Here is a 15,893-nt window from a genome sequence, read left to right as displayed (position 1 = left end):
CGTCAGGCTTCCACCGTGATCAGGGTCGGCAGGTGGCGCTCGACCACCGGGAGCACGTCGGCGACGGCGACCGGGCGGCCCAGCTCGGCGGTCAGCGAGGTGACGCCCGCGTCGCGGATGCCGCACGGCACGATCCGGTCGAAGTACGTCAGGTCGCAGTCACAGTTGATCGAGAAGCCGTGCAGGGTCACCCCGCGGGCCACCCGGATGCCGATGGCCGCCACCTTGCGGGCCGGCCCCCGGTCGTCCTCCGGCACCCAGACGCCGCTGCGCCCCTCGATCCGGCCGGCGGCCAGCCCGAACTCGGCGCAGACGTCGATCAGCATCTGCTCGGTGCGCCGGACGTACGCGACCACGTCCACCGGGTCGGGGAGCTTGACGATCGGGTAGCCGACGAGCTGCCCGGGGCCGTGCCAGGTGATCTTGCCGCCCCGGTCCACGTCGATCACCGGGGTGCCGTCCATCGGGCGGTCCCACGGCTCGGTGCGCTTGCCCGCCGTGTAGACGCTGGGATGCTCCAGCAGCAGCACGGTGTCGCCCTGCTCGCCGGCCACCACGGCCTCGTGCAGCCGCCGCTGCTCGTCCCACGCGCTCTGGTAGTCGAGCAGACCGGCGTGCACGGCGGTCAGCCCGGAAGTCGTCACACTCACGGCACCAGCCTAGACCCGCCCGCCCTCGCCGCCCCCCGTGAGCCGCCTCACCGCCCTCAGGGTGGGGGGACCTTCCAGAGCCAGACGTCGTCGATGCGTTGCGGCGGGCCGAGGAGGGCGGTGGCGGTGCGGCGCAGGGCCTCCTCGTCGACGTCGTACTTGGCGCCGTGCACCCGGTCCGGCAGGACCACCGCCTCGACCTTCCAGTAGTGCAGGTCGGTCAGGGACTGCTTGATGCTGCCGTCGGTGATGATCGGGACCAGCTTCGTCCGCCCGGCCTGGTCCATGAGCGAGTCGAAGGTGCGCGGCGGCGGCCCGATCCGGCCCCGGCCGTCCGGGCCGCCGGGGCCGAGGAAGAAGCCGGCCGGGATGCGGAACTCGCCCTGCCGGTGGGCCAGGGCGTACGCCTGCCAGCGCTGGCCGTCCGGCGTGACGTCGATGGTCAGCGGCAGCGGGGTGAGCACGCCGCCGGGGGAGACGTGCTGCTTCCAGGTGCCGGCGGTGATGAACCTCGGGATCGGCTCACGGACGCTGGTCAGCAGCGGGGTGGGCAGCAGCGGCAGCAGCGCGGCCGCGAAGCCGAGCGTCCAGGCCAGCTCGGTCGAGCGGTGCCGGGGCGGCTCGGCGCGCAGCCGTTCCACCGCGTACGCGAGCAGCAGCCCGATCACCGGCGCCACCACCAGCGCCAGCCGGGAGGGCAGCGCGGCGTTGACCACCGGCAGGTTGTCGAGCACCCCGAACGGCAGCAACTGGTCCGTGCGCCGGCCGTGCCACTTGGCCCTCGGCCCCCAGGAGAGCACCGCGAAAACGACGGCGGTGACGCCCAGCGCCAGGAGCGTGGCCCGGAACGCCCGGTCGGCCCGCCGCCAGAGCAGCCCGAAACAGGCGACCGCGAGCAGCAGCAGCGGGATGCCGAAGAAGGAGTTCTCCTCGGTCGGGTTCGGCGCGAGCGAGGTGCCCAGCCCGGCCCACCCGGCCAGCGACCGGCGCGGGTACGACCCGTAGGCGGCGATGTCCTCGGAGTGGATCAGCGGGTCGAAGCCGGTGCCGTGGAAGCGTTGCGGCCCGGCGAAGTGCAGCCAGAGCGGGTACGCCAGCAACACCCCCGCGACCAGCGCGGTCACGCCGAGCCCGCGCAGGAAGGCGGGCAGCGCGGCGCGTACCTCGGCGCGCCGGGCCGGGTGCAGGGCCCAGACGATGAGGAAGAGGGCGATCGCGAGCGCGGTGAAGAAGAGCCCCTCGGCGGCGATCGAGAAGGCGATCGCCACCAGCACACCGAGCAGGATGCCGCCGCGTATCGCGTTGCCCGGGCGGCGCAGCCGGAAGACACCCCAGATCAGCAGCGGCACCAGCCAGCCCGCGGTCCAGTTCAGGTGGGCGTTGGCGTGCGACACCATCGCCGGGCAGTAGGCGATGAAAAGCGCCCCCGCCCCGGCCGCGAGCCGGCTGCGGACCAGGTGTCGGCTGAGCAACCAGTACCAGGTCAGTGCGGTGGCGGCCAGGTTGAGGGTAAGGATCACCAGGAACGTCGCGGGCGGCCCGATCAGATAGGTCAGCGGCGCGAAGACCCCCGCGTACACGGTGATCGAGGTGTTGACCGCGAGGTTGACCCCGTCCGGGACGTTGATCAAGTGGGTGAAGAACGGGTTCTCCCCGTGGGTGAGCGCGTGCCCGCCGAAGGCCAGCAGCCACTCGAAGAGCGCCTGGTCGCTGGAGTTGACCGTGATCGCCCGGCGGTTCGGGTCCCACCACAGCCCGCTGGTGACCCAGCCCGCCAGGGCCAGCGCGGCCACCGCCACGATCAGGTCGGCGCGACGGTCCCGGGTGACGGGCGGGGACGCGGGCGACGGACCGGTGGTCACGGACGGGGAGGACGGCACGCAGCGGACGTTACCAACCGGACCCGGACAGGCCGGTCAGACACGAAAGCTGAGCGCGCCACGTCCGCGTCCGCCATATTCGGACATCGACAAATGTGGTTCTCCGGGCCATGTCGGCCGACGGCAACCCGGACGTAACCTCTCGGCAATTCGGGGGTGACCCAGTTCACAATCCGCAACGGGAGGTCGCCGTGCGCCGCTCCTCATCCATACCCATCCGACTCGCCGGGGCGGTCGCCGGCGCCGTGCTGGCCCCGGCCGCGCTTTTCGCCGTCGCCGTGCCGGCCCAGGCCGCCACGCTCACCCAGGTGACCGGCTTCGGCTCCAACCCCGGCAACCTGAGCATGTACGCCTACCGCCCCGACGGCCTGCCGGCGGGCGCGCCCGCCGTGGTCCTGCTGCACGGCTGCACCCAGAACGCGTCGGGCTACTTCACCAACTCGGGCTGGCGGAAGTACGCCGACCTGTGGCAGTTCGCCCTGATCGTGCCCGAGCAGAAGACGGCCAACAACGCCAACTCCTGCTTCAGCTGGTTCCAGACCGGGGACACCGCGCGCGGCCAGGGCGAGGCACTGTCGGTCAAGCAGATGGTCGACTACGCGAAGACCAGCTACGGGGTCGATTCGAGCCGGATCTTCGTCAGCGGGCTCTCCGCGGGCGGGGCGATGAGCGCGGTCATGCTGGCCACGTACCCCGACGTCTTCGCCGCCGGCTCGGTCATCGCCGGCCTGCCCTACCGCTGCGCCACCAGCACCGCCAGCGCGTACTCCTGCATGAACCCGGGGGTGGACAAGACCCCGGCGCAGTGGGGCGACCTGGTGCGGGCCGCGTACTCGGGGTATGCCGGCCGGCGGCCGCGGGTGGCGATCTGGCACGGCACCTCGGACACCACCGTCGCGCCGCTGAACGCCGCCGAGTCCCGCGACCAGTGGACCAACGTGCTCGGCGTCTCGCAGACCCCGACCAGTACGGCGTCGCTGCCCGCCGGCACCAGCCTCGAGGTGTACGGCAGCGACGCGGTCCGCCTCTTCCGGGTCTCCGGCATGGGGCACGGCACGCCGGTCGACCCCGGCTCCGCGACCGACCAGTGCGGCACCGCCACGTCGTACTTCCTGGACACCATCTGCTCGACCTACCGGGACGCGCTCTTCTTCGGCCTCGACGGCGGGACCGCCCCGAGCCCGACCCCGACGGCGAGCCCGAGCCCGACGCCGACCACCTCTCCGGTCTGCGTCACCGCCAGCAACTACGCGCACGTCACGGCCGGTCGCGCCTACCAGTCCGGCGGCTACGCGTACGCCCTCGGCAGCAACCAGAACATGGGCCTCTACAACACCTTCTACACGACCACCCTCAAACAGACCGCTCCCAACTACTGGGTCATCGGCTGCTGACCAGGTGTTAAAAGGGGCCCCCTGCGATGCACGAGGCGTTAACAGGGGGCCCCTCCTAATGAGTTCTGGGAGTGAGCCATCCGGCAAACTCCTGGTGGGTAGGTAGCCGCCGGCGGGTGAGCACTTGCTGTTCCTGGACGTCGAGTCCTGATGAAAGATCGTGCCCCTGCCGGTCGGTGAGGAGAGTTGATCGCTGATGGGATGTCGTGCCCGCCCGGTTGTGGCGTGAGCACTGCTTCATTAGGTCGCTGATGGTTCTCCTGCCGGCTACTGACCGTGTTTGCGATCGGAGGCGGGAGACGCGGTGCTGTTCGTGGGAGATGACTGGGCCGAAGACCATCACGACGTTGAGTTGATGGATGCGGCTGGGCGCACCCTGGCCAGGGCCAGGTTGCCCGAGGGCGTCGCAGGGATCACGCGACTGCACGCGATGATCGGCGCGCAGCTCGGCGAGGACGCCGACGGCGCCGGGCAGGTCACGATTGGGATCGAGACCGACCGAGGGCCGTGGGTGCAGGCGTTGATCGCGGCGGGGTACACCGTGTTGGCGGTCAATCCGTTGCAGGCGGCCCGTTACCGTGACCGTCTCGGGGTGTCCGGTGCCAAGAGCGACGCCGCCGACGCGCACATGCTGGCCGACATGGTCCGTACCGACGGCCACCAACTGCGCCGGGTCGCCGGTGACAGTGCCGGATCCGAGGCGGTCAAGGTGGTCGCCCGGATGCACAAGACACTGATCTGGGAACGCACCCGCGCCAGCCAGCGGTTGCGGCACGCGTTGCGGGAGTACTTCCCTGCCGCGTTGGCCGCGTTTGACGATCTCGACGCCGCCGACACCCTTGAGTTGCTGGCCAGGGCCCCGGACCCGGCCAGCGCCGCGAGGCTGAGCATCAGCCAGATCAGCGCGGCCCTCAAACGGGCCCGCCGCCGCGACATCCCGGCCAAGGCCGCAGCGATTCAGGCCGTCCTGCGCGCCGAGCACCTCAGCCAGCCCGCCGTGGTCACCGCCGCCTACGCCGCCTCGGTCCGGGCGCTGATCGCGGTCCTGGGCACGCTCAACGAGCAGGTCAAGGCCCTGCAAGGGCAGGTCGAGGCCTATTTTGGCCAGCACCCGGACGCTGAGATCATCCTGTCCCAACCGGGACTGGGCACGATCCTCGGCGCCCGGGTGCTCGCCGAGTTCGGCGACGCGGCCGACCGCTACACCTCGGCCAAGGCCCGCAAGAACTACGCCGGCACCAGCCCGATCACCCGCGCCTCGGGTAAGAAACGCACCGTCGCTGCCCGGTTCGTGCACAACGACCGGCTCATCGACGCGCTGATGACCCAAGCGTTCGCGTCGCTGAACACCTCGCCCGGCGCCCGCGCCTACTACGACCGGCAACGCGCCCGCGGCGCCAGCTACAACGCCGCGCTGCGGCAACTCGCCAACCGGCTCGTCGGCATCCTGCACGGATGCCTCAAAACCGGCGCGCTCTACGACGAGGCGACCGCCTGGTCGCATCACCTCAACGAGGCCGCTGCTTGACATTCAAGCTCCTGGGATGTCTTTCACTCGGTGAGGGCGGCGTGGAGGGCGGTGGGGAGGTCGGGGTGGTGGTAGGTGAGGCCGGCCCTTGACAGGACGCCGGGGAGGACCCGGGCGCTGGTGAGGGCCTCGTGGGCGAAGCCGCCGAGGGTGATCTTCAGGGCCAGTGCGGGGATCGGGATGATCGCCGGCCGGTGCAGCTGGCGGGCCAGCTCCTTCGTGAACTCGGCGTTGGTGACCGGGTTCGGGCCGACGACGTTGACCGGGCCGGCCAGGTCGTCCCGGTCCAGCAGGAACGCCGCCGCGTCCAGCCAGTCCCGCATCGAGATCCACGGCAGCCACTGCCGGCCGCTGCCCAGCCGGCCGGCGACGCCGAGCTTGAACGGGAGCAGTTGCGGCTTGAGCATCCCGCCCGCGCGGTGCAGCGGCAGCCCGGTGCGCAGCCGGACCACGCGTACGCCGGCGTCCTCGGCCGGCCGGGTCGCGGCCTCCCAGACCCGGCAGACGTCGGCCAGGAAGCCCTCGCCCGCCGGCGAATCCTCCTCGACCACCCGGTCGCCGGTGTTGCCGTACCAGCCGACGGCGGAGGAGTTGAGGAAGACGGCGGGTCGGTCCTCGGCGGGCAGGCCGGCGATGGTGATGGCCAGGGTGGTGGTGCTGTCCACCCGGCTGGACCGGATCAGCTTCCGGTACTCGTCGTTCCACCGCTTGTCGCCGACGCCGGCGCCGGCCAGGTTGACCACCGCGTCGGCGTCGGCGACCACCGCCGGGTCGAGCTCCGCGGCGGACGGCTTCCACTGCCGCTCGTCGGGGGTGCGCGGCGGCCGTCGGACCAGCCGGACGACCTGGTGCCCGTCCGAGGTGAGCCGGTCGACCAGCCGGGTGCCGAGGAAGCCGGACACGCCGGCCATGAGGATCCGCATGCTCATATCTTCAGGTACGGAGCCCGGCTTGGATGCGTTGAGTGGGATGCGGCACTTCGGGTTCCGGTCTGCCCGTGGCGGTCGACGGGTGGGTAGCCGGCTGCTCGTGCGCTACCGACCTGATGACGTGAATGAATCAGCGTGTGGCGGCCGCCGGGCGCAGGTCGGCCAGGAGCCGCTCCACCTCGGCGAACGCCTCGTCGGGCAGCGGTCCGAGCGCGAGCGTGGCGAAGTTCTCCTCGGCCTGGGCCACCGTCCGGCAGCCCGGGATGGGCACCGTCCGCGGGCTGCGGGCCAGCAGCCAGCCCAGCGCACCCTGGGCGAGGGTGCGACCGTCGGCGGTCAGCGCCTCCCGGATCTGGGCGAGCCGGGCGGACCACTCCGGGGTCGGGCGGCCGTCGGTGAACCAGACCAGCCACTCCGGGGCCACCCCGCGCACGTCGTTCCGCCCGATCGCCCGCGTCGAGCCGGTGAGCAGGCCCATCGCGAGCGGACCGCGGTTGAGGCTGGCCAGGTCGAGCGCGTCGCAGAGCGCCAGCATGTCGGCGTTGTCCTTGAGCACCGACTCGTCGTGCTGAATCGCGGCGCAGTGCGGTCCCGCCTCCGCGAACGCCCGCGCCGACGACGGATTGTCGGTGCTCCAGCCGTACGCCCGGATCTTGCCCTGGGTGACCAGGGCCTCCAGGGTGTCGACCAGGTCGAGCGCGGCGGACGCCGGCAGGTCGCCGAGGTGCAGTTGGTAGAGGTCGACGTGGTCGGTGCCGAGCCGGCGCAGGGATTCCTCCAGGCTGGTCACCGCGTACGCCGGGCCGGCGTCGGTGCCGCTCCACCGCCGGGTGGTCTCGTCGGAGCGGTTGCCGAACTTGGTCGCGATCACCGCGCGGTCGCGACGGTCGGCGAGCGCGCGGGCGAGGACCCGCTCGCTGTGCCCGGCGCCGTAGATGCTGGCCGTGTCGAAAAGGGTGACGCCCAGGTCGAGTGCCCGATGGATGGTCCGGACCGACTCGTCGTCGTCGACCTCGCCCCAGCCGAACGGCTGCCTGTCGTCGCCCCAGAGTAGACCGCCGATCGCCCAGCACCCCATGCCGACCGCGCTGACCTCGATGCCGCTGCGGCCAAGTGTCCGTGTCATCGTCATGCCGTCAGTGTTCGACTTGGAGTGCTCTCGAGGTCAAGCACCAGCGCCTGCGCCCCGGCTCCTCATTCAGGCTCTCCGGTGATCCCCGGTTTTGTAGGTTGGCGGGGAGACCGCCTCCGCTTCCCCGGTGCGGCGTGCCAGAGGAGGCAGACGCGGTGACGTCCAGCCCGCTACCCCGGATCCTTCGCCGGCGCGGCGAGCCCGACTATCCGACGTTCCTGGAACTCTTCTTCGACCTGGTCTACATCTTCATGCTCTCCAGGCTCTCGGCGGGCCTGGCCCAGGACCTCACCGTCCGGGGCGCCGCCCAAACCGCCGTCCTGCTGATGGCCGCCTGGTGGGTCTGGGTACTGACCGCGTGGCTCACCGACCTGTTCAACCCACGGCTGCCGGTCATCCAGGCCACTGTCCTGGCGGTCATGTTCGGCACCCTGCTGATGGCGATCGCGGTGCCGCACGCCTTCGCCGACTACGGGTGGCTTCTCGTCGCGGCGTACTTCGGCATCCACCTCGTCCGGGACGCCGTCCTCATCCCCGGTACCCGGGTGAACCGCCCGATCCAGGCCAGGAGCATCCGTGTCTTCTTCTGGTTTGGCGTCACTGCGGTGCCGTGGGTGGCCGGGGCGTTCGTGGACGGAACGGCCCGGCTGCTGTTCTGGTCGGTCGCGGCGGCGGTCGACCTCGGATCGGCCCGGATCGGCTGGCCGACGCCGAAACTCGGCCGCACTGAGCTCGCCAGTCAGATCTTCACCGGCACCCACCTGTCCGAGCGGCATCGGGAGATCTTCCTCATCTCGCTCGGCGAGCTGATCCTGACCGCCGGCATGGGGCTGGCCGGCAGTGGCTTCCAGGCCGGCCGGGTGGCCGCGAGCGCCGTCGCGTTCGTCAGCGCAGTCGTGTTGTTCCAGCTCTACTTCCACCGGGTGCGGCAGCTCCTGGCACCGCCCTCCGTCACCGTGGTGGAGCGAGTTCGGCCCGGCACCTCCACCTCGTACAGCCATCTGGTGATGGTGGCCGGGGTACTTGTGGGCTCGACCAGCGTCTCGCTGGTCATCGAGCGGCCGTTCAGTGCGGCACCAGCCGCCTGGATCGCCGCCATCCTCGGCGGACCGGCCCTGTTCCTGCTCGGGAGTTGCCTGTTCGACGCCGTGCTGACCGGACGGGTCCTCTGGTCCCGGGCGCTGGGGATCGTGGTGCTGTGCGCCATCGCGCCCGCGATGGCGCTGCTTCCGCCGCTGGCCATCCTGGTCGTGGCGAATCTGATCCTGCTGCTCACTCTGGTCTGGGAGACCCTGGCCCCACACTCGCGGCTGGTCCGGGTCACCGTGCCGGCGGGGTGAGGGTCACCCGAGCGCCGGTGGCATCGGCGTGCGCGGGTGCACTCGGGTGCTCACCAGGTTCGCCGCGGCGATCAGGGCCAGGATGGTCATGGCGAGCAGCGCGACCACGACCGGCGGCAGCACGGACGCGGCCGGCGCCACGCCGGCCAGCAGGATCAGCCCGGCCAGCCGGGACCGGGAGATCCGACCGAACACCGTGTAGTCGAGCACGCCGCGGCCGACCAGGAACAACGCCGGTCCGCCGAGGATGACGGCAGCCCAGGAGGGCGGCGTCTCGCCAAGGGGACGCCCCACGACGAGGTGGCTGGTGACCGCCGTGCCGGCGATGCCGGCCACCATGATCAGGTGGGTGACCGCGGCGGACTGGGTGAGCAGCGACGGGTTCGTCGACCGCGCGATGGCGTCGGTCAGCAGCTCGCCGGCCCGGTAGATGTAGATCCGCCAAGTCAGCACCACGATCGTGAACACCACCAGGAGCGCCCAGGCCCGGTCTCTCGTGTACTCGCCCAGGCTGAAGGTCGTCCCGGTCACGAAGATGGACGCGCCGAGCGCGATGATCATGAACTGCCGGTACCGCTCGGCCACCCGCCCGCCGACCAGCCGCCACTCCTGCGGCCGGGATCGCCCCAGCCGCGGCACCGGCCAGCCGAACGAGGCGGCGACGTACTCCACGCCGACAGTCGCCGCCCAGAACATCAGGCGGGTGGGGCCGGCGGCCAGGCCGCCGCCGATCCAGCCGATTGCTGCGATGGTGTACCAGAACAAGATTCGGCCGCTGCGGCGCAGCTCGGCCGCATCCGGCAGGAGCAGGAGGTAGTAGATGCTCGACCCGAGGTGGATGGCCAGGTAGGTGACCGCGAAGAGCAGTCCGCGCTCGTCGTACGCGTCGGGCGCCGCGGCCGCCAGCAGCAGGCTGGCGGCCGCCACCCCGATGAACTGCACCTGGACCGCGGGCCGGGCCAGGTCGAGGGTGTCTGCGGCCCACGTGGTCAGCGCCCAGACCAGGGTGAACGCGAGCAGCAGGACCAGCGTCTTCCCGACGCCGGTCAAGGTCAGGTCGACAGCGAGCGTCTTGACCAGGGAGATCAGCGCAAAGACGTAGACCAGGTCGAAGAAGAGTTCCAGGAACGCCGGCCGCCCGGGATCCGGCTCGGCTGGAGCCGCCGCATTGGTGCCGCGTTCCGCTGCCATCGACGTCCTCCGGACCCGCCACTCCCTCCTCGCCCGATGACAGGCTACGGGCACCGGCCCGGCCGCGCCTCGCCATCCACTCATACTGGAAAGACCGAGCCCGAGCCCGACGACGCCGGACAAATAAGTGAGCTCCTGCACCATCAGCGGAACCGGCGAATCAAAGCCCAGCCGAGGAAGCGGTCGAAGAGCTGCGTCGGCTCGGGCGCGTCGTGTGGATTCAGGGTGTGCAGTTGCCCGGCCGCGTCGTGCAGCAGGCCGCCCAGGTACACCAGTAGCGCGACTCGGTCATGGGCGTACTCCCGCAGGAGGGTGAGGCGGGCCGTCGCGCACGGCCAGGGGGCGGCGCAGGCCCGGCAGAGCCAGAGCGGGCGGATCGGCAGGTGCGGGGGTGGCCCGCTCACCGGCGACCGCCGTTGGCGCGCCAGGTCTGCCCGGGTGTGAGTCGGCCGACTCGCCCGACCTGCGGGTAGGCCTGCGTGACCTCGTCCCACCAGCAGCCGTTGGGCGGCGGGGCCGGTGGCTCGGTCGGCACCGGCGCGTGCCGGTCGGGGCACGTCGTCCAGCGCAGGCCGCACGAACACCAGCGCCGCCACCGCCGCCAGGTCCGCCGGTGGCGCGGCGCGAGCGGCACCGGCTTCGCGTTCCGTCGCGGCCACATCTCAGCGCGACCGATCGGGTACGCGGACATGCCGGTCGCCGCGCGCCACCAGCTCGTCGACCACCGCCCGGACGGCGAGCTGGACGTCCTCCGCCGTGACGAAGCACGGCATCGGCAGCTCGCCGAGCACCTCTTCCACCGCGTCCATGGGCTGGTCAATCACTGGATGCACCGGACCGCCTTCCTCGTCGGGCGGCGCCGAGACGGGCGGGGTCGGCGGTATGCCGGAGCCCGGCACCCGCCCCGGGCCTGCTCACGGGCCCGCCGACGCCAGGTCGCGGGCAGGGGGTGGCACCCGGCCGACTACCGGGGGAGCGGCCGACCGGGTGTGTTTCACGGGGCGACCAGCTCCGGTTTGCAGACCAGGGAGCCAGCCGAGGGCAGCATCACATATCCGCTTATATAAAGCAAGGCATGAGCGGGCATCGGTTGCCATCTCAAGTTGGCACGTGCTCAAATGGCGGTGCAGACCAGGGAGAACAGATGCCCGCCAAGCCCAAATGGGCGCAGCTTGCCGACCACCTTCGTGGGCAGATCGCGTCCGGTGAACTCGCCCCGGGAGACAAGCTCCCCTCAACGGCTCAGCTCTGTCAGGAGCACGGAGTCTCGACCATCGTCGTCCGCCAAGCCATCTTCGCTCTCAGGACAGAGGGCTTGGTCGAAGGTGTGCAGGGCGTTGGCGTCTTCGTCGCCGAGCGGCCGGAAAGCTAGCCGCCCGACAGGGCCGGGTTGCGTTAGATCGGTCTCCACAGCCCGGGTGGTCGCTACCAAATTCGATTGCTCGGCCCTGGCGCCGGTGCCACCATCTCGCCGTGCTCATCGAGTTCGCCCGCGCCAAGGCCGGATCGACGATTGCCACGATCCGCCGTCGCGATGGTGTCCTCCTTGAGCTTCCCGGCTACGACAGGAAGCACCGGGTTCCGCACGACCTGGCTCACGTGGTGACGGAACGCGAACTTGGAATGTCCGGCGGGGTGTTCGGCTCGATCGCGAGTGGCGCCATGTTTTCCAACATGCGGGTGGTCGACGGCAAGCAACGCCATGACGCTGGTGAGCGCAGCAAGCGCCTCCTCAAGGCGAATCGGGAAGCTCTGGTCCTGGCAGAGATCATGGCCGGCGTGGTGCACGACGCCGTCGAACACGAGGGCGGCCGGAGTGTCTGTGCCGAGGCGCGCAGGGCCTGGGCCAGCGTCAGCGTGGATCCGTTCCCGTGGACGGACCAACAACTGACCGACGCCGTCCGCCGACTGACCGAGCTGGCGGCGAACTACCAGCGCGACGATGCCGTCCAGGTCACCTGGCCGGACAACTTGAGTAGTGCTGTGCCCGACCCGCCAGGCATCAAGCGAGGCCGCCGAGGGCGCAACAAATCGGGCTGACGCCTGGGACAGCCGGCAACGGGCGATCCGGTGGATGGCGGGAACCGCGGCGACCCTGCTGGTCGGGACGGCCGCAGCCGCGCTTCGCCGACGGCGTCGATGAGCCGCAGGGACGAAGTCACCGCCGAGGGGGCTGGAACCACCAATAGCCCTCGAAGCGATATGCCTCTGCGTCATAAATATGACTCACAGTCATACCGCTCACTGGCACCAGAGTCAGGTTTCGATTCCCCAGCGCTCCTACTGCCGGTCCCACAGTGCGGCTCCGCCCTGATCTATGGCGGCGTCGAGATCGGCGCGTAACGCTGGCGCGTCGAGGACGGGCGACGTGGCAAACGCCCTCATCGCGTCGGCTCGTGAGGTGAAGGTTGGTCGCTCCACCGGGACAAGCCGCGCGGCTGGGCTGTCGTTGCGGGTGACGACGTAGGACCGGCCACGCTGCACGTCCTCCAGGATGGCGGCTAGGTCGTCGTGCAGCTCGCGCTGCGTGATGGTGCGAAGCTCACCCTCGGCCACAAAAGCCAGCCTAGCGACGGACCTGTCCAGCGGACGCCTGAGCCTTGGAGGGGCGCGTCGGGCGACGAGCCCACCTGCGCGTGACGATCCCCTCGCCGCCGGGGAGGAGCTGAATGTCTTTCCGTCCATTGACGTGTTCGGCGCAAACGCGTCGGGCAAGTCGAACCTGCTGCGGACCTCGTTCCCTGGCCCTGCGTCCAGCTCAGCCCTGAACGAGCGCGCGGCGGCAGTGCTCGACCAGTGCGGACACGCGCGCGGTGAGGAGGGTCGGCAAAGAACTCTTGAGTTGCCTGACGGATTCGTCGGCCGCCGCCGCTGCGAAACTCGGCGGCACCCGGGCAGCCAACTGATCAATTCGCTCGATCGTCGACTCTGGGTCGAGCCCATTGTCAGCGGCAAAGCGCCGCCAGTGGCGGCCGTTGATCCGCTCAATCCGATACTCACCGCCGATCCGCATCGCCAGGCGCAGCTTCGGCAGGTACATGTCGTCGTAGGGCAGCACGCTCGCGATGTCGTACAGCGGTGCCAGCCGGACCTGGCCGCCCGCCAGCAGGATCGAATAGTTCTTCGCGTGCGCGTCCGTCCCGCCGACGAGCCAGTTGAATGCCAACGCATCGATGAAACGACCGATCTCGATCTCGCTTCGACCTCTTGGCTGCACCTCGCGGCGGAGCAACTCCACGATCTGCTCCGGTGTCGGCCCGCCCTCGCTCTGGTACTTCTGTGTTGGCAGCAAACCCAGGGCCTGGCACATGTCCTCCTGGTGGATGCGCAGCGTCTCCCCTCCCGCTGCCTGCAAGCGGTCGTACCGTTCGATGACGATCGCGCGCTCCCTGCCGAACGCCACCACCTGGGACGACGCCACGGTGAGCGCAGCGTGGCGCGCGGCCTGCAGGCACAGGTGTTCGTTCAGGTCGTGTTCATCGAAACCGGCGATTGCTGGCTTGATGATGTGTGTCGTGGGTGTCGAGCCCCACGGATCCCCCCACCGACCCGATGCCGTGTCGCGGTGAAGGGCCGTCTTGGCCTGCGCGCCTGCAAGGCTGAACTGGCCGGTGCGCGCGAGGTGCCAGGACGCAGGGTCCCGCCGCAGCACCCGAAGTCGCTCGGCGATCTCGTCATCGCTGATCCATTCGACGCCTCCCTCGCCGGTGAGCATCATGTCCACCCGATCCGGGGCCACGAACTGTGCTGCGCCGGCGCAGTCCTCACCGACATGCTGTAGCAGGGCGAATGGATTGCGGGCGGAGACCTGGTAGTCGCGTGCCCAGCGTTCCAGCACCCGCTCGCTGTCCGGCAGCAGGCCCCACAGATACGCTCGGACGGCGCTGTCGTCGTGGATACGCGCAGTCAGCGGCAGGGACAGTGACAGCGGTGCGGCATGGGGGAAACGGCGCCAGTCGTCGTCGTACACAAGGCTGAGCCGTCCATCGCGGGCCTGGCTGACCACCCCCACCCGCCGACCGTCATGGAGCACGACGAGCCGCTTGTCGTCCGACTCACCCATCACTCGGGCCCAACCTTCTCAACAGATCATCGAGATCGACCCCCGTGCCGGGCAATGTCTCCAACGGCACGGCGTCGACCATGAGGTTCAGCGCCGCGAGCGTACGCAGCACCAGGCCGACCTCGGCGCTCTCCTTGCCTGCCTCAAGATCTGAAAGCCAGCGGCGGCTGACTCCGGCCTCTGCGGCGAGGCCGGTCTGCGTCAATCCGAGTTCCCGGCGGCGATCACGCACGTAGAGGCCCAGGTCCCGAACGCTGCCGATTCTCACGGGCCCTCCTATGTGCGCGTCCGTGCACATCATAGCTCATGAGCAGGTACGCGCACATCAGTGGTCGTGTGTGCGAACGTGCACATCATCTCACCGCGAGAACGTGCACGCTGCTCGGCTTGCCCTCGTTGGCGTGTCACTCCGCGGCTGTCAGACGGGGCAGCAAGGCGCGGAGCGGGTCTAGGGCGTTTTCGCGTACCACGAAGCGGGTGATGCCCCAGCGACGCTGGTGGGCCGCGACCGCGTCGACGATCTCGTCCGGCGTGCCGATCAGGACGAACGGGGTGGCCAGCAACTCGGCGACGGTCAGGCCGGTGTCGGCGGCCAGCTCCGCGGCGGCTGCCTCGGCGTCGTCGGTGACCATCACCCGCTGGACGAGGGCCTCCAGCGCCGGGGGCTCGGCTCGGCCGGCGGCCCCGGCCGCCACGTGGGCGAGCTGCGCCTCGATCTGGTCGGCCCGCCAGCGCACCTCGTGGCTGTGCCCGTCGGCGAGGGTCCGGCCGAAGCCGCTCAAGCCGACCACGTCGGCGTGCGCGCCGGCCCAGCGCAGCAGCGCGGAGTTGGCCGTACCGATGGTGAGCGGCACCCGGCGCTGGACGGGCCGCGGCTGGTTCAGTTTGGCCGCGTGGGCGACCAGTTCCGCGGTCTCGACCGTGACCTCCTCGCCCGCCAGCAGGTCCCGGACGGCCTCGGCGACGGCCACGCACCGGCGTACCCGGGCGGCGACGTCGGGGCGCTCGCGCCCGACGGCCCGCCACTCGGCAGGGGTGTGGCCGGCGCCGAGGCCGAGCCGGGCCCGACCGCCGGAGACCACCTCCAGGGTGGCCACGTCGCTGGCGAGCAGGATCGGCTCCCGGACGCCGGCGTTGGAGACGTACGAGCCGAGGCCGAGGGTCGAGGTCACCGCGGCCGCGGCGGCGAGGGCGACGAACGGTGACGCGCAGTCGCCAGGGTGATCGGCGGCGAGCAGGGCGTCGAAGCCGGCCGCCTCGACCCGGCGGGCGAGGTCGAGCCAGCTCGCGCCGTCGGTGGGACGGGCCTGAACGGAGAAGATCACCACGAGCCCAGCATGCGGTGCGGCGACCGGGTCGACCAGCCGGCTGGGGTGGATTCTGCCAGCGGCAGAGCGGCCGACAGGGGTCGGCGGCGGAGCCGGGACCGGCGACAAGCCGGAGCTTGCCGCTTCACCGGCGCCCGGGACTACGGACCGTTTGCGGCCCGGGCGGCCGGGTACCGGCGGCAGGACCGGTGCGAGAGGACGGGTGGGCGATGAAGCGGGGTCGGATCGGTGACGTGGTCGTCGGCACGATCGGCGACGTGGCGGGCACGGTGGTCGATCCCCGGCGGGGGTTCGGCCAGTTGCGATCGGCGGTCTCGGGCAGGGCCATCACGCTCGGGCTGGCCGGCCTGGCCGCCGGTCTCCTGATCGCCTGCGTACGCCGCCGCGGCTGACGGGTTTGCCGCCAACGGGCACGGGTAGCCGCCCAGGCATTGGAACGCGCCGCGGGGCGCGCAGGC

17 protein-coding genes are annotated in these 15,893 nt (G+C 70.8%); 6 read left to right on the top strand and 11 right to left on the bottom strand.

What is annotated here, in order from left to right; translation table 11 throughout:
- Nucleotides 1-2: 2 nt before the first annotated feature.
- Complete coding sequence (gene lipB, locus GA0070624_RS29860) at nt 3-650, bottom strand: lipoyl(octanoyl) transferase LipB (RefSeq protein ID WP_091346424.1); 648 nt, start codon at nt 648-650, stop codon at nt 3-5.
- 56 nt (nt 651-706) lie between these two features.
- The gene (locus GA0070624_RS29855; RefSeq protein WP_091346422.1) at nt 707-2,530 is read right to left on the bottom strand and encodes a DUF6311 domain-containing protein; all 1,824 of its coding nucleotides are present in this window, start codon (nt 2,528-2,530) and stop codon (nt 707-709) included.
- Nucleotides 2,531-2,721: 191 nt separating this feature from the next.
- On the opposite strand from GA0070624_RS29855, the gene GA0070624_RS29850 reads away from it, so the two are divergent.
- Together GA0070624_RS29850 and GA0070624_RS29845 are read left to right on the top strand one after the other, a co-directional pair.
- Nucleotides 2,722-3,924, top strand: coding sequence for an extracellular catalytic domain type 1 short-chain-length polyhydroxyalkanoate depolymerase (locus tag GA0070624_RS29850; RefSeq protein ID WP_091346420.1), 1,203 nt, complete (start codon nt 2,722-2,724; stop codon nt 3,922-3,924).
- 304 nt (nt 3,925-4,228) lie between these two features.
- Entirely contained in the window at nt 4,229-5,452 is a 1,224-nt protein-coding gene (locus tag GA0070624_RS29845) for an IS110 family RNA-guided transposase (protein ID WP_091336056.1), read from the top strand.
- A 23-nt stretch (nt 5,453-5,475) separates the two neighbouring features.
- Here the strand turns inward: GA0070624_RS29845 and GA0070624_RS29840 are convergent, their stop codons facing one another.
- Together GA0070624_RS29840 and GA0070624_RS29835 are read right to left on the bottom strand one after the other, a co-directional pair.
- Entirely contained in the window at nt 5,476-6,375 is a 900-nt protein-coding gene (locus tag GA0070624_RS29840; RefSeq protein WP_091350113.1) for a TIGR01777 family oxidoreductase, read from the bottom strand.
- A 136-nt stretch (nt 6,376-6,511) separates the two neighbouring features.
- Nucleotides 6,512-7,513, bottom strand: coding sequence for an aldo/keto reductase (locus tag GA0070624_RS29835; protein ID WP_091346418.1), 1,002 nt, complete (start codon nt 7,511-7,513; stop codon nt 6,512-6,514).
- Between the two features lie 155 nt (nt 7,514-7,668).
- Here GA0070624_RS29835 and GA0070624_RS29830 point away from each other — a divergent pair, with 155 nt between their 5' ends.
- Nucleotides 7,669-8,853: a low temperature requirement protein A gene (locus GA0070624_RS29830; protein ID WP_091346416.1), complete on the top strand. Its 1,185-nt coding sequence runs from the start codon at nt 7,669-7,671 to the stop codon at nt 8,851-8,853.
- 3 nt (nt 8,854-8,856) lie between these two features.
- Here the strand turns inward: GA0070624_RS29830 and GA0070624_RS29825 are convergent, their stop codons facing one another.
- The 3 genes from GA0070624_RS29825 to GA0070624_RS35095 form a co-directional block, all read right to left on the bottom strand.
- The gene (locus tag GA0070624_RS29825) at nt 8,857-10,044 is read right to left on the bottom strand and encodes a low temperature requirement protein A (RefSeq protein WP_176731927.1); all 1,188 of its coding nucleotides are present in this window, start codon (nt 10,042-10,044) and stop codon (nt 8,857-8,859) included.
- 143 nt (nt 10,045-10,187) lie between these two features.
- Nucleotides 10,188-10,448 carry a hypothetical protein gene (locus GA0070624_RS29820; protein WP_091346413.1) on the bottom strand — a complete coding sequence of 87 codons (261 nt, stop codon included), beginning with the start codon at nt 10,446-10,448 and terminating at the stop codon, nt 10,188-10,190.
- A 258-nt stretch (nt 10,449-10,706) separates the two neighbouring features.
- Nucleotides 10,707-10,868, bottom strand: a complete 162-nt coding sequence (locus GA0070624_RS35095) for a hypothetical protein (RefSeq protein ID WP_176731926.1) — start codon at nt 10,866-10,868, stop codon at nt 10,707-10,709.
- A 320-nt stretch (nt 10,869-11,188) separates the two neighbouring features.
- Here GA0070624_RS35095 and GA0070624_RS29810 point away from each other — a divergent pair, with 320 nt between their 5' ends.
- Both GA0070624_RS29810 and GA0070624_RS29805 read left to right on the top strand, forming a co-directional pair.
- Nucleotides 11,189-11,416 (top strand): GntR family transcriptional regulator, encoded by a 228-nt coding sequence (locus GA0070624_RS29810; protein WP_091346409.1) that lies wholly within the window; start codon nt 11,189-11,191, stop codon nt 11,414-11,416.
- Between the two features lie 101 nt (nt 11,417-11,517).
- Complete coding sequence (locus GA0070624_RS29805) at nt 11,518-12,084, top strand: hypothetical protein (RefSeq protein WP_091346407.1); 567 nt, start codon at nt 11,518-11,520, stop codon at nt 12,082-12,084.
- A gap of 240 nt (nt 12,085-12,324) precedes the next feature.
- Here GA0070624_RS29805 and GA0070624_RS29800 read toward each other — a convergent pair whose 3' ends face one another.
- The 4 genes from GA0070624_RS29800 to GA0070624_RS29785 form a co-directional block, all read right to left on the bottom strand.
- Nucleotides 12,325-12,600: a type II toxin-antitoxin system Phd/YefM family antitoxin gene (locus GA0070624_RS29800; RefSeq protein ID WP_091346405.1), complete on the bottom strand. Its 276-nt coding sequence runs from the start codon at nt 12,598-12,600 to the stop codon at nt 12,325-12,327.
- 202 nt (nt 12,601-12,802) lie between these two features.
- Nucleotides 12,803-14,107 carry a type II toxin-antitoxin system HipA family toxin gene (locus GA0070624_RS29795; RefSeq protein WP_091350110.1) on the bottom strand — a complete coding sequence of 435 codons (1,305 nt, stop codon included), beginning with the start codon at nt 14,105-14,107 and terminating at the stop codon, nt 12,803-12,805.
- Complete coding sequence (locus tag GA0070624_RS29790; RefSeq protein ID WP_176731925.1) at nt 14,100-14,375, bottom strand: helix-turn-helix domain-containing protein; 276 nt, start codon at nt 14,373-14,375, stop codon at nt 14,100-14,102. Before GA0070624_RS29790 ends, GA0070624_RS29795 begins: the two co-directional genes overlap by 8 nt.
- A gap of 136 nt (nt 14,376-14,511) precedes the next feature.
- Nucleotides 14,512-15,435, bottom strand: a complete 924-nt coding sequence (locus GA0070624_RS29785; RefSeq protein WP_091346401.1) for a TIGR03621 family F420-dependent LLM class oxidoreductase — start codon at nt 15,433-15,435, stop codon at nt 14,512-14,514.
- A 209-nt stretch (nt 15,436-15,644) separates the two neighbouring features.
- On the opposite strand from GA0070624_RS29785, the gene GA0070624_RS29780 reads away from it, so the two are divergent.
- Complete coding sequence (locus GA0070624_RS29780; RefSeq protein ID WP_091346399.1) at nt 15,645-15,827, top strand: hypothetical protein; 183 nt, start codon at nt 15,645-15,647, stop codon at nt 15,825-15,827.
- Nucleotides 15,828-15,893: the final 66 nt, after the last annotated feature.

It is taken from the genome of Micromonospora rhizosphaerae (genome assembly GCF_900091465.1).
GTDB lineage: Bacteria > Actinomycetota > Actinomycetes > Mycobacteriales > Micromonosporaceae > Micromonospora > Micromonospora rhizosphaerae.
Note: the sequence above shows the minus strand (reverse complement) of the source record. Positions and strands in the feature narration are given on the sequence as shown.

What these genes read in the sequence shown, in the direction of transcription:
- GA0070624_RS29795 (WP_091350110.1), bottom strand. Translation starts at nt 14,107, where the DNA reads ATGGGTGAGTCGGACGACAAGCGGCTCGTCGTGCTCCATGACGGTCGG.
- GA0070624_RS29835 (WP_091346418.1), bottom strand. Translation starts at nt 7,513, where the DNA reads ATGACGATGACACGGACACTTGGCCGCAGCGGCATCGAGGTCAGCGCG.
- GA0070624_RS29780 (WP_091346399.1), top strand. Translation starts at nt 15,645, where the DNA reads ATGAAGCGGGGTCGGATCGGTGACGTGGTCGTCGGCACGATCGGCGAC.
- GA0070624_RS29840 (WP_091350113.1), bottom strand. Translation starts at nt 6,375, where the DNA reads ATGCGGATCCTCATGGCCGGCGTGTCCGGCTTCCTCGGCACCCGGCTG.
- GA0070624_RS29825 (WP_176731927.1), bottom strand. Translation starts at nt 10,044, where the DNA reads ATGGCAGCGGAACGCGGCACCAATGCGGCGGCTCCAGCCGAGCCGGAT.
- GA0070624_RS29810 (WP_091346409.1), top strand. Translation starts at nt 11,189, where the DNA reads ATGCCCGCCAAGCCCAAATGGGCGCAGCTTGCCGACCACCTTCGTGGG.